Consider the following 12,295-nt stretch of genomic DNA (forward strand, 5'->3'; position numbering starts at 1 on the left):
TGCCGGCTTCCAGGGATTGCCGGCTTCCAGGGGTCGCCGGGCACACTATCCCCCAGCTTCGCAGAGGACCCTGGCAGAAATCTGGACGACGCGGGCGAAAGTGCTGATCCGATGCCGGAATCGCGCGATCAGAGGCTGTCGAGCAGCTCCGCGAGACCGTCTTCGACGACCGTTCCGACCACGCGGGAGGCGACCGCTTTGACCTCGGCCGGCGCCTGCCCCATGGCGGCCCCGACACCCTGCGACGCCGCCCAGGTGAGCATGTCGATGTCGTTGCGGCCGTCGCCGACGGCGACGACGTCGGCGGCGGGGATGCCGAGGGCGGCACGCACGCGCTCGAGCGCGGTGGCCTTGTTGACCCCGTCCGGGGCGATGTCGAGCCAGGCCGTCCAGCCGATCGCGTAGCTGACCTTGTGGAGGCCCATCCGCTCGACGATCGAGAGGAACTGCTCCTCGTCGTGCTGCGGCGACACGACCACGACGCGCGTCGCGGGATGGTCGGAGAGCTCCTCGAACGAGACCTCCTCGGCGTTGACCAGCTCCCAGTCGGTCATCCCGGCGGTGTAGCGGCGGAACCCGGTCGGGTCCTCCACCATGAAGCTGCCGCTGGGCAGGTGTGGGCGGATGGTGCGGAGGACCTCGGTCGGGTCGAAGGTCTCGACGAACTCGCGCCGGTAACCCTCTTCGACGGTGTCGTCGCGACGCATGGTGAGCGCACCGTTCGCGCAGACCACGAACTCGCTGTCGAGGCCGAAGGTCTCGTGGATGGGCTTCGCGGTCTCCCAGCTGCGCCCGGTGGCGAGCATGACCTCGTGGCCGGCCTCCCGCGCACGGGTCACCGCCGCGCGGACGGCGTCGCCGAGGGTCTCGTCCTCGTGGATGAGCGTGCCGTCGACGTCGAGCGCGATGAGCAGGCGGCGACCGGGGCCGCCGGGAGCGGAGGCGTTCACCGGGCGATCGGCTCCAGCACCTCGAGGCCGCCGAGGTACGGGCGCAGCGCCTCGGGCACGCGCACCGAACCGTCCTCCTGCTGGTGCGTCTCGAGGATGGCGACGATCCACCTGGTCGTCGCGAGCGTGCCGTTGAGGGTCGCGACCGGCGAGGTCTTGCCGCTCTCGCCGCGGTGGCGCACCTCGAGGCGACGGGCCTGGAAGGTGGTGCAGTTGGAGGTCGAGGTGAGCTCGCGGTAGCGGCCCTGGGTGGGGATCCACGCCTCCACGTCGTACTTGCGCGCCGCACTGGAGCCCAGGTCGCCGGCGGCGGTGTCGATCACGCGGTAGCTGAGACCCAGCTCCTGCATCATCTCCTCCTGCCAGCCGAGGAGGCGGGCGTGCTCGGCCTCCGCCTTCTCGGGCAGGGTGTAGACGAACATCTCCAGCTTGGTGAACTGGTGCACGCGGATGATGCCGCGCGTGTCCTTGCCCGCCGAGCCGGCCTCGCGCCGGTAGCAGGTCGACCAACCGGCGTAGCGCAGGGGTTCGGTCACGTCGATGATCTCGTCGGCGTGGTAGCCGGCGAGCGCGACCTCGCTCGTGCCGGTGAGGTAGAGGTCGTCGGCGGGGAGGTGGTAGACCTCGTCGGCGTGGGCCCCCAGGAACCCGGTGCCCTGCATGATCTCGGGCTTCACCAGCGTCGGGGTGATCATCGGGATGAAGCCGTTGCCGACCGCCTTGTCGAGCGCCATGTTCATCAGCGCGATCTCGAGCCGGGCGCCGATGCCGCGCAGGTACGAGAACCGGGCTCCGGCGACCTTGGCGCCGCGGGCCATGTCGATCGCGCCCAGCAGCTCGCCGAGCTCCAGGTGGTCGCGCGCCTCGAAGTCGAAGGCGGGGATCTCGCCGACGGTCTTCAGCACGACGAAGTCGTCTTCACCGCCGGCGGGCACGCCGTCGACGATGGGGTTGCCGATGCGGCGGAGCACCTCGTCGAAGCGGGTCTCGGCGTCGCCCGCGGCGCGCTGCGCCTCCTTCACCCGGCCGGCCAGTTGCTGCGCCTGGGCGACGAGCTCCTTCTTCTGCTCCTTGGGCGCCTGGGCGACCTGCTTGCCGAACGCGTTCTGCTCGGCGCGGAGCTCTTCGAACGCGGTGATGGCGGCGCGACGCTCGATGTCGGCCTGCAGCGCTTCGTCGACGACCTCCACGGAATCTCCGCGCGCCTCCTGCGATCGGCGGACGACATCGGGGTTCTCGCGGAGCAGGACTGGATCGATCACGTGCCCCAGCTTATCGAGCGCGCACCCGCGTCTCGAAGGTTCTGCACAGGGAACAGGTAGCGTGAACCCCGTGAACGGTCGGGGAGAGGCGCGGGACGCCACGGTCGCGGTGGTCTACAACCCGGTGCGCATCGACGTGCCGCGGGTCCGCGCCGCCGTCGAGGCCGCCGCCGCGCGCGCCGGCGGGGTCGAGCTGATCTGGCTGGAGACGACGCCCGAGGAGGGCGGCCAGGCGCAGGCGCGGGAGGCGCTCGAGCGCGGCGCGACCCTCGTGCTCGCCGCGGGCGGCGACGGCACGGTCCGTGCGGTCGCCGAGTCGCTGCGGGATCGGCAGGCGACCCTCGGCCTGCTGCCCTCCGGCACCGGCAACCTCCTCGCCCGCAACATCGGAGTGCCGTACGCGAACGTCGAGGAGGCGTGCGCCGTCGCCTTCGACGGCGAGACGCGGGCGATCGACCTGGGCGTCGCCACCGCCACGCGGGCGGACGGCGAGCGTTCGGAGCACGCCTTCCTCGTCATGGCGGGCGTCGGGATCGACGCGACGATGATCGCGAACGCCCGGCCCGAGCTGAAGCGACGGTTCGGCTGGCTCGCCTACGTCGACGCCGGGTTCCGCGCCCTGCCCAAGGCGCGCAAGGTGCGCATCCGGTACCGCCTCGACGCCGGGCAGGAGCGATCGGCGCACGTCAGCACCATCCTGATCGCCAACTGCGGCACACTGCCGGGCAACATGGAGCTGATCCCGGACGGAGCGGTGGACGACGGGCTGCTCGACGTCGCCATCCTGCAGCCCGAGTCGGTGTTCGGCTGGCTCGCGATCTGGCGCAAGGTGACGTGGGAGAACCGGGTGCTGCGCAAGAGCGCGCTCGGCCGGCGCATCATCCGCTTCACGGACCGTGCCGTGCGCACCCGGCTCAGCTACCTGCAGGGGGCGGACGTCCGCCTGCGCGTCGAGCAGCCGGAGCCGTTCGAACTGGACGGCGACGCGTTCGGCGAGGTGACCGCGCTCGATCTCGCCGTCGACGAGGGCGGCCTGCGCGTGCGGGTGCCGCGCCGCTGAGCGCTCCGGGCCCGGCTAGAGCTCGTCGTCGTCCGCGTCGAAGTCGCCATCGACGTCGGCCGGAACAGGTGCGCGACGGCGCCCGACGATCGCGCTCAGGAACAGCAGGGCGACCATCGTCAGGATCCCGATCGTGATCATCGGGCCGGCCAGCACCCAGCCGATCTGGGTCAGCACCTGCATGCCGACGTCGCCTCCCGAACCCGTGTAACTGGTCGTGTAGGAGGCGTTGACGGCGACCGCGTAGATCACGACGCCCAGCACCACGAGGCCGGCGCCGACGATCCAGAGGGCCAGCATGAGCGGGTTGCGTCGCGGAGAGAGCTCCGCCCCGGCGAGGATGCCCGGCCCGTACACCGCAGGGGCGGACGCAGGCTCCGCGGAGGCAGCGGTCGACGGCGCCGCCAGGACGTACGATGCCGTCGCCGGGAAGGACGGCGAGGAGAGGTCGGGCGCGACGGACGTCGTCGCCTCCCATGCCGAACCGGCTGAACCGGCCGTCTCGGAGAAGAGGTCGCTGTCGTCTCCCAGGTCGGCTCGCGACCGTTCACGGGCCGGCGCCGTCGTGGTCGCCGGTGCCGCGGCGCGCACCCGGGTGCGGGGCCGTTCGCCGGGCTGCGGCTGATAGCCCCGCTGGAAGGCCGGGTCGTAGCGCGGGTCGATCCCGCCGGGGCGGGCGGTGTCCTGCTCGTCGTCCGCGATCATCGTCGGCCTCCTTCTGCTGCGCAGCCTACCCCTGCGGGGTCTCCTCGGCGGTGCTCTCGGTGAGCGACGCGAGCCACTGCCGCGCCTCCGTGAAGACCTCGTCGCGGTACCGCTGGTCGAAGTCCACCGGCACGCGATCGGCACGAGGGTACGAGCCGAGGAACATCACCGACGGGCTGAAGCGGCGCAGGCCGAGCAGCGCATCCGCGACGCGCTCGTCGTGGATGTGGCCGTCGGCGTCCATCACGAACCGGTACCGGCCGAGGGCGTCGCCGATCGGCCGCGACTCGATGAGGCTCAGGTTGATGCCCCGGGTGGAGAACTGCTCCAGCAGGTCGAGCAGCGATCCCGGGCGGTCGTCCGGCAGCTCGGCGATGAGGCTCGTCTTGTCGGCCCCCGTCGCGGCCGGGACGGTGCGCGCAGTGCTCACCAGCACGAAACGGGTGACGGCGTTGGGGTTGTCGCCGATGTTCTCGGCGAGCACGGTGACGTCGTGGTGGTCGACGATCCCGGGCGGGGCGACGGCCGCATCCGCCGTGCTCCCCTCGAAGAGCGAGGCCGCGGCGGCGACGTTGCTCGACGCCGGCAGGTGCCCGTGCTCGGGCAGGTGGGCGTCCAACCACTGGTGGCACTGCGCATAGGCGACGGGATGGGCGTTGATCGTCCGCACATCGGCCAGCGTCGTGCCGGGCCGGGCCACCAGCACGAAGTTCACGGGGACGAGGTACTCCCCCACGATCCGCAGCCCGGGCACCGTCGCCAGCGCGTCCTGCGCGACGGAGACGCCGCCCTCGATCGAGTTCTCGATCGCGATCATGGCGGCCACGCTGCGCCCGGCGACCACGTCGGCGAGCGCCTCCCCCACGTTGTTCACGGCCCGCCACGCCTTGCCGCGGGCCTCCGGGACCTGCGCGAGCGCCGCCTCCGTGAACGTGCCCGACGGCCCCAGGAAGCTGTAGACCTCGTCGACGGACGCGGGCAGCTCGGCGGTGGGCTCGGCGGGGGGTGTGGACATGGCGTTCAGCTTAGCGAGACGGCGCCGCGCCGCCCGACTGCGCTGCGGCGGTACGAATGCGGCGCGGCGCGAGCGCGCAGTCGTACCAGCGGAGCGCACTCCCCTCTCCCCTCCACCCCGCGACCGTGGAAGCATAGGGGCATGGATCCCCGAGCAGGCACCCCCGCGCAGCCCTCCGACCTCATCGACGTCGACGCCCTCCGGCGGGCGTACTACGAGCTCAAGCCCGATGCGAGCATCCCCGAGCAGCGCGTGGTGTTCGGCACCTCCGGGCACCGGGGCAGCTCGCTCAACACCGCGTTCAACGAGGATCACATCGCGGCCACGACGCAGGCGATCGTGGAGTACCGCACCGGTCAGGGCATCACCGGTCCGCTGTTCATCGGCGCGGACACGCACCTGCTGAGCGAGTTCGCGATGACGACGGCGCTGGCCGTGCTCGTTGGCAACGAGGTGCGCGTGCTCGTGGACGAGTTCGACGACTGGGTGCCGACGCCGGCGGTGTCGCACGCGATCATCGCGTACAACAAGGCCGGGCACCCCGATCAAGCGGACGGCATCGTCGTGACGCCGAGCCACAACCCGCCGGCGGACGGCGGCTTCAAGTACAACCCGCCGCACGGCGGACCGGCCGACACGGATGCGACCAGCTGGATCGCGGCGCGCGCGAACGAGATCATCGCCGGCGGCCTGAAGGACGTGCGCCAGGCCGAGCCGAGCGGCGTCGAGACGTACGACTTCCGCGGAAAGTACGTCGACGACATCGAGAACATCATCGACGTGAAGGCGATTCGCGAGAGCGGGATCCGCATCGGCGCCGACCCGCTCGGCGGGGCGAGCGTGAACTACTGGCAGGCGATCGCCGAGCGCTACGAGCTCGACCTGACCGTGGTGAACCCGCAGGTCGACCCGGCATGGGGCTTCATGACCCTGGACTGGGACGGCAAGATCCGGATGGACCCGTCCAGCCCGTCGGCGATGGCGTCGGTGGTCGAGCGGCGCGCCGACTACGACATCCTGACCGGCAACGACGCGGACGCGGACCGGCACGGCATCGTCACGCCCGACGGCGGCCTGATGAACCCGAACCACTACCTCGCGGTCGCGATCGACTACCTGTTCCGCACCCGCACGGGCTGGCGGGAGGACGCCGCCGTCGGCAAGACGCTGGTCTCGTCCTCGATCATCGACCGGGTGGCGGAGTCGCTCGGGCGACGGCTGTGGGAGGTCCCGGTCGGCTTCAAATGGTTCGTCCCCGGACTGATCGACGGCTCGGTCGGCTTCGGCGGCGAGGAGAGCGCAGGCGCCAGCTTCCTGCGCTTCGACGGCTCGGTCTGGACGACGGACAAGGACGGCATCCTGCTCGCCCTGCTCGCCAGCGAGATCCGCGCGGTGACGGGCAAATCCCCCTCGGAGCTGTACCGCGAGCTGACCGAGCGCTTCGGCGACCCGGTGTACCAGCGCGTCGACGCCCCGGCCACCCCGGCGCAGAAGGCGGCCCTGGGCAAGCTCGACGGCGACGCGATCGCCGCGACCGAACTGGCCGGCGATCCGATCACCGCGAAGCTCAGCCGTGCTCCCGGCAACGACGCACCCCTCGGCGGCGTGAAGGTGCAGACCGCGAACGCCTGGTTCGCCGCGCGCCCGAGCGGCACGGAGGACGTCTACAAGATCTACGCGGAGAGCTTCGTCGGCGAGGACGACCTGCGCAAGGTGCAGGAGGAGGCCAAGCGGATCGTGGGCGACGCGATCGCCTGAGCGGCACGACCCGCCGGAGACACGACCCGGAGAGTCAGGCGCGGCGCACGAGGATGGCGAGCGCATCGCCCACGGGCGCCGCGCCGTTCTCGTCGCGGGCGGCGCCGACGATGCGGGAGACCGCACCGGCCGACGTCGCCGAACCGCGCACCCGGGACTGCAGCACACCGAGGCCGGTCTCACCGCCGAGCGCGTCGAACACGGCGTCGCTGATGACGAGCAGCGCCTCCCCCGCGGCGAGCGCCACGGAGCGTTCGGGGCGTTCGGCGCCGGCGATCCCGAGCGGCAGAGTGGAGGTCTCGAGCCGCTCGATGTCGCCCGTGGCCCGCACGATGAACGCCAGGCCGTGACCGGCGTCGACGAAGCGCACGACCCCGTCGCCGTCGACGCGGGCGTGGAAGACGGAGGTGTACGCGGCGAGGCGGTCGAGCTCCTCCTCGACCATGCGCGACGCCTCGGCGACCGCGGGCACGAGGTCCGCGAAGGCGGAGGCGCTCCGCAGCGCGGCACGCACCGAGGCGGCGATGATCGCGATGGGGCTGCCCGTGCCGACCACGTCGCCCACGGTCACGTGGAACCCGCCATCGGCGTCGTACCAGTCGTAGAAGTCGCCCGCGATGCGCTCGCCCGGCTCGCAGGCGGCCGCGACGTCGTAGCCGCTCGCGGTCGGCTTGCGGCGCGGCAGGAGGGCGCGCTGCACCACGGCCGTCCGGTCGAGCTCCTCGTCGCGGTCCAGCTCGGCCTGCACCCAGTCGGCGAGGTCGCGCAGCAGTCGCAGCTCGCCGGCGGTGAGGATGCGCGGCTCGGTGTCGACGACGCAGAGGGTGCCGACGGCCTCCCCTCCGGGCGCGTGGATCGGCTCACCGGCGTAAAAGCGCAGGTGCGGGTCGCCGGCGACGAACGGGTTGTCGCGGAACCGGTCGTCGGCGATGGTGTCCGCGATGATCACGGGAGAGTCGGTGCGCACGGTGAGATCGCAGAAGGAGTCGGCCCGCGGAGCCTCCCGGGTGAGGCCGAGGTGCGACTTGCGCCACTGGCGGTCGTCGTCGAGCAGGGTGATGCTGACCATCGGGACGCCGAAGAGCTGCTGCGCCATCCGGGTGATCCGGTCGAACCGGTCCTCCGGGGCCGTGTCGAGGATCTCCAGCGCCTCGACCGCACTCTGCCTGCGCAGCTCCGACTCCAGCGCCCCTACCGCCTCGATGGTCATCCCGCCTCCCGTCATCACGTCCTCCAACCCTATCGACGGGAGGTTCGGAACGCGGCGGCCCTGCGGATGTCAGTGGTACTCGGCGCCGCCCGCGCAGTGGAAGAACTCCTCCAGCGTCGTCACCCCGGTTGCGTGCATCTGCGTCGCCAGCGGGACCCCGACGAACCGGAAGTGCCACGGCTCGAACGTGAAGCCGGTGACGGCGACCTTGTCGGCGGGATAGCGCAGCAGGAACCCGAAGCGCCAGGCATTGGCGGCCAGCCACTGGCCCTGCGGGGTGTCGGCGAAGCAGGCCGCGAGGGAGCAGCGCGCCGGGACAGCGCTGATGTCGACGGCGAGTCCGGTCTGGTGCTCGCTGTGGCCGGGACGGGCCGTGTCGGTGTCGGCATACGCCTGCCCGTTGCGGGCGACGTCGTCGTCGTAGACGCGGGTCTGGGAGTCGAACGAGCGGTAGGCGCTCTGCACCGAGAACCCGAGCCCGGCCTCCTGCGTGCCCGCGTGGAACATCGCGACGAGGGCGTCGGCCACCTCGGGTCGCATCGGCTGACGGTTGACGTAGGAGACGTCCGGGTACACGAGCTCGGGAGGCGTGAACGCGAGCGGCTGGAGGGCGCGGGGCTTGTTCACGACCACCCAGCTGCTCGCCGGGTCGTCGAACGAGTGGGCCGTGGCGTCGAAGCCCACGGCGGCCGGGGTCGGAACGGTGCTCGGCGTCGGCCGGGGGTGGGGATGCGCTTCCGGCGACGGCGGGTCGGCGTGCGGTCGGTGCTGGCCGGATCGCCCGCCCGCCACCGCGGACGGATCGGCCGCGCAGCCCCCGAGCGCGAGCAGCACCGCGACAGCGCCGGCGGCCGCCGCAGCGCCCAGCGTCGTCGCCCGTAGGCGGAGTCCCCCCGAGATCACGCGCTGAGCATATCTCCTCCGCGCCGGGAGGTTCCTGCGCGCCGGGCGGCTACTTCGACAGGCTCCAGAAGTGACCGATGGCACCCGGGTGGTCGACGGTGATGGTGGTGTCGAGGTCGCGGTAGTCGGTGTCCTCGTTGTGGCCGACCATCTTGATCTTGATCTGGCCGTCCACGTTCTCGACGGCCGAGACGATCTGCACGTGGTCGAGCGAGTCGTTGTCGTTCCAGTCGAACATGACGATGTCGCCGACCTTGATCTTGTCGCGCTGGTCGAAGGAGTACTCGGTGAGGCCAAGAGCGGCGGCGTTCTCCTGGAAGTACGCGTCCATCGACGGGACGTAGCCCCACGCGGGGCTCCAGTCGGCCGCGGCGTTCTTGTTGTACCAGTCGTCGTTCATCGTCCAGCCGCGGGCGATGAGGGTCTGGCTGACGAAGTTGGCGCAGTCGCCGCCCACCGAGTTGAGGTCGCCCCACTCGGCCGAGTTGTAGTTCTTCCAGTACGTCATCGCGTAGGCGAGCTGCTTGTCGACGGGCGTCTGCACCTGGTAGTCGTACGTCTTGCCGTCGGTGGCGACGGTCTTGCCGGACTTGTCGGTGACGGCGATCGGGACGGCGCCGGCCTGGAAGCTCTGGGATGCGGGCACGGCGACGGTGACCTTGCCGGCGGAGGCCGCGGTCACGACGGCGGGCTGGCTGCCGATCTGCACGCTGGCGACGTTCTCGAGGTTGGACCCGGTGAGTGTGATCGTCCCGCCCGAGACGCTGCCCGCGGCGGGCTCGACCGCCGAGACGCTCGCGGTGTCGGGGGTGGCTTTCGTCGTCGCCCCCACGAGCGCCTTCGTCGCGGGCGACGGCTCGCCGGCGCATCCCGTGAAGAGGAGCGCAGCAGCGGCCGCTACGGCGACGACGGAGGCGATCCGGCGTCGGGAGCGGTGGGGCGGGCGTCCGGGGGAACGCTCGGGGGAGGTGTGTTCAGGGGAGATGAGAGAACTCATACGGCCTTCGGAGGGGATTCGGAGGGTGACGGGTTCGGGTAACGCACACGGTACGCCTCCTACCTATGCGCCACCTGGACGGGGGACATCCGGCGGCGTACCGTCGCGAGAGTTCCGCATGATCACGCGGATCGTGCGCGCGCGTTCGCCCCTCGCGAACGCGCCGTCGAGTGCGATCCCCGCGTTGCCGAAAGACGCGCACCGGGTGTAACTTTGCACCCTCCGCAAAAATCTTCACGACTCTCACACCGGTGTGACGCCCGAGCGCCGGGCGTCCCCATTCGCTCTCGACTCGGAGTTCAATGTCCAGCACTGCCCCCGCGGCCCCGCCCGCACCCAAACCGATCATGTCGCACCGGCAGATCCTCTTCGTGATCTTCGGTCTCATGGCCGGCATGTTCCTCTCGGCCCTCGACCAGACGGTCGTCGGCACAGCCATCCGCACCATCGGCGACGACCTCCACGGCCTCAGCCAGCAGGCGTGGGTGACCACCGCGTACCTGATCGTCTCCACGATCGCAACGCCCATCTACGGCAAGCTCTCCGACATCTTCGGCCGGCGTCCGCTGTTCATCTTCGCGATCGTCGTCTTCATCATCGGCTCGATCCTCGCCTCCTTCTCGACCTCGATGGTCGAGCTCGCGGCGTTCCGCGCCATCCAGGGCCTCGGCGCCGGTGGCCTGATGTCGATGCCGCTGGCGATCATGGGCGACATGCTCGCCCCCCGCGAGCGCGCCAAGTACCAGGGCTACTTCCTCGCCGTCTTCGGCATCTCGAGCCTCATCGGCCCGCTGGTCGGCGGCCTGTTCGCCGGAGCGGACCAGATCCTGTGGATCGCCGGCTGGCGCTGGGTGTTCCTGGTGAACGTTCCGATCGGCCTCATCGCGCTGGCGATGGTCCTGCGGTTCCTGCACCTGCCCAAGCACGAGCGCGGCTCCGCCCGCATCGACTGGTGGGGCGCGACGGCCGTCGTGGTCGCCCTCGTCCCGCTGCTCCTCGTCGCCGAAGAGGGTCGCGACTGGGGCTGGGACAGCCCGGGCGCCATCGGCTGCTACGTGCTCGGCGCGATCGGCATCCTGGCCTTCATCCTCATCGAGATGCGCATGAAGGACGACGCGCTCATCCCGCTGAAGCTGTTCCGCTCGAACACCTTCTCGATGGCGACCATCATCGGCGTCTTCGTCGGCTTCGGGATGTTCGGCGCCATGCTGACCCTGCCGCTGTACCTGCAGCTGGTGCTCGGCGCGACGCCGACCGAGTCGGGCCTGCAGATGCTCCCGATGATCCTCGGTCTGATGATCTCCTCGATCGCATCGGGTCAGATCATCGCCCGCACCGGTCACTACCGCCAATTCCCGATCATCGGCACGGCGCTGCTCTCCGGCGGCTTCTTCTACCTGACGTTCGTCAAGTACGACGGCTCGTACTGGTTCATCGCGGGCGCCATGCTGCTGATCGGCCTCGGCCTCGGCCAGCTGATGCAGACGCTCACCATCGCCAGCCAGAACTCGGTCGGCGTGCGGGACATGGGCGTCGCGACCAGCGCCTCCACGTTCTTCCGCCAGATCGGTGGAACGCTCGGCACCGCGGTGCTGCTCTCCCTGCTGTTCACGGTCATGCCGGGCAACGTCAAGACGTCCCTCGCGGACGAGCCGACGCTGAACAGCGCGCTGAACGCCGCTCTCGACCCCTCGGTGGCCCAGGCCCCCGAGAACAAGAAGATCATGGAGCAGAGCTACAACAAGATCGTCTCCGAGCTGACGGACAAGACGACGTCGGGCATCCAGGCCAACGTCACCAAGGCCCAGGACGCCGCCAAGCAGGCCGTCGCCGACGCGGTGGCAGCGGGGCAGATCCCGGCCGCCGCCCAGGAGCAGGCGACGACCGCCGCCGTCGACAAGGCGACCGCCGCAGCGGGCGCCGCGATCACCGCGAAGGCGCCGTACGCGTCGGTCGCACCCGACGGCACGGTCACGCTGGACTTCTCGAACGACACGGTCCGCCAGGACTTCGTCGACTCGGTGGCACCGACCCTGTCCAGCACTCTGAAGAAGTCGACGAGCGCGAACGCAGGCAGCGGCAACCTCGACGACACGTCGTTCCTGAACGACGCCGACCCGCGCCTGTCCAAGCCGTTCCTCGTGGGCTTCAACGCCTCCGCGGTCCAGGTCTACTGGGTGGCTCTGATGGTCGTGCTGATCGCCTTCGTGCTCACGTGGTTCTTCAAGACCCCGCCGCTGCGCGCGAAGTCGGCCCTCCAGGAGGCGGCGGACGACGCCGCGGAGAAAGATGCGGCCGCCCGGCGCGAAGAGGAGAACGAGGATGTCGGCATCCTCGCCAGCCGTGCTGCCGCCGAGGTCGGAGCATTGATCGAGCCGGGCGCGGACACCGCGTCCGTGCGCGCTCAGCGCCCGCAGGCCTCCGCCGGCGAGTAG

Annotated in this window: 10 protein-coding genes; 3 read left to right on the forward strand and 7 right to left on the reverse strand. The window is 70.8% G+C overall.

The genetic code is table 11. The features are described 5' to 3' along the window. Positions 1-128: 128 nt before the first annotated feature. Together ACFVU2_RS03265 and serS are read right to left on the reverse strand one after the other, a co-directional pair. The gene (locus ACFVU2_RS03265) at positions 129-950 is read right to left on the reverse strand and encodes an HAD family hydrolase (RefSeq protein ID WP_387870924.1); all 822 of its coding nucleotides are present in this window, start codon (positions 948-950) and stop codon (positions 129-131) included. Continuing rightward, complete coding sequence (gene serS / locus ACFVU2_RS03270) at positions 947-2,212, reverse strand: serine--tRNA ligase (RefSeq protein ID WP_387870927.1); 1,266 nt, start codon at positions 2,210-2,212, stop codon at positions 947-949. The genes ACFVU2_RS03265 and serS overlap by 4 nt, the downstream gene beginning before the upstream one ends. Before the next feature lie 70 nt (positions 2,213-2,282). Between serS and ACFVU2_RS03275 the strand changes: the two genes are divergently transcribed. After that, the gene (locus ACFVU2_RS03275) at positions 2,283-3,272 is read left to right on the forward strand and encodes a diacylglycerol/lipid kinase family protein (RefSeq protein ID WP_387870930.1); all 990 of its coding nucleotides are present in this window, start codon (positions 2,283-2,285) and stop codon (positions 3,270-3,272) included. A 15-nt stretch (positions 3,273-3,287) separates the two neighbouring features. Here the strand turns inward: ACFVU2_RS03275 and ACFVU2_RS03280 are convergent, their stop codons facing one another. Both ACFVU2_RS03280 and pheA read right to left on the reverse strand, forming a co-directional pair. Beyond that, a complete protein-coding gene (locus ACFVU2_RS03280; RefSeq protein ID WP_387870933.1) occupies positions 3,288-3,977 on the reverse strand; it encodes a hypothetical protein in 690 nt (229 codons plus the stop codon). A gap of 25 nt (positions 3,978-4,002) precedes the next feature. Then, positions 4,003-4,992: a prephenate dehydratase gene (gene pheA, locus ACFVU2_RS03285; RefSeq protein ID WP_387870936.1), complete on the reverse strand. Its 990-nt coding sequence runs from the start codon at positions 4,990-4,992 to the stop codon at positions 4,003-4,005. A gap of 141 nt (positions 4,993-5,133) precedes the next feature. Here pheA and pgm point away from each other — a divergent pair, with 141 nt between their 5' ends. After that, positions 5,134-6,750, forward strand: coding sequence for a phosphoglucomutase (alpha-D-glucose-1,6-bisphosphate-dependent) (pgm, locus tag ACFVU2_RS03290; protein ID WP_387870938.1), 1,617 nt, complete (start codon positions 5,134-5,136; stop codon positions 6,748-6,750). A gap of 34 nt (positions 6,751-6,784) precedes the next feature. On the opposite strand, the gene ACFVU2_RS03295 is transcribed toward pgm, so the two are convergent. The 3 genes from ACFVU2_RS03295 to ACFVU2_RS03305 all read right to left on the reverse strand — a co-directional run bounded on the left by ACFVU2_RS03295 (position 6,785) and on the right by ACFVU2_RS03305 (position 9,860). Next, on the reverse strand, positions 6,785-7,960 hold the full coding sequence (locus ACFVU2_RS03295) for a PP2C family protein-serine/threonine phosphatase (RefSeq protein WP_387870940.1): 1,176 nt from the start codon (positions 7,958-7,960) through the stop codon (positions 6,785-6,787). Between the two features lie 69 nt (positions 7,961-8,029). Continuing rightward, on the reverse strand, positions 8,030-8,863 hold the full coding sequence (locus tag ACFVU2_RS03300) for a M15 family metallopeptidase (protein WP_387870943.1): 834 nt from the start codon (positions 8,861-8,863) through the stop codon (positions 8,030-8,032). Between the two features lie 49 nt (positions 8,864-8,912). Continuing rightward, positions 8,913-9,860: a DUF1287 domain-containing protein gene (locus ACFVU2_RS03305; RefSeq protein WP_387870946.1), complete on the reverse strand. Its 948-nt coding sequence runs from the start codon at positions 9,858-9,860 to the stop codon at positions 8,913-8,915. Positions 9,861-10,162: 302 nt separating this feature from the next. On the opposite strand from ACFVU2_RS03305, the gene ACFVU2_RS03310 reads away from it, so the two are divergent. Then, positions 10,163-12,295: an MDR family MFS transporter gene (locus ACFVU2_RS03310; RefSeq protein ID WP_387870947.1), complete on the forward strand. Its 2,133-nt coding sequence runs from the start codon at positions 10,163-10,165 to the stop codon at positions 12,293-12,295.

The sequence above is a fragment of the Leifsonia sp. NPDC058194 genome (assembly GCF_042883605.1).
Classification (GTDB): Bacteria; Actinomycetota; Actinomycetes; order Actinomycetales; family Microbacteriaceae; genus Leifsonia.

What these genes read in the sequence shown, in the direction of transcription:
- ACFVU2_RS03280 (WP_387870933.1), bottom strand. Translation starts at nt 3,977, where the DNA reads ATGATCGCGGACGACGAGCAGGACACCGCCCGCCCCGGCGGGATCGAC.
- pheA (WP_387870936.1), bottom strand. Translation starts at nt 4,992, where the DNA reads ATGTCCACACCCCCCGCCGAGCCCACCGCCGAGCTGCCCGCGTCCGTC.
- pgm (WP_387870938.1), top strand. Translation starts at nt 5,134, where the DNA reads ATGGATCCCCGAGCAGGCACCCCCGCGCAGCCCTCCGACCTCATCGAC.
- ACFVU2_RS03295 (WP_387870940.1), bottom strand. Translation starts at nt 7,960, where the DNA reads ATGACCATCGAGGCGGTAGGGGCGCTGGAGTCGGAGCTGCGCAGGCAG.
- ACFVU2_RS03305 (WP_387870946.1), bottom strand. Translation starts at nt 9,860, where the DNA reads ATGAGTTCTCTCATCTCCCCTGAACACACCTCCCCCGAGCGTTCCCCC.
- ACFVU2_RS03310 (WP_387870947.1), top strand. Translation starts at nt 10,163, where the DNA reads ATGTCCAGCACTGCCCCCGCGGCCCCGCCCGCACCCAAACCGATCATG.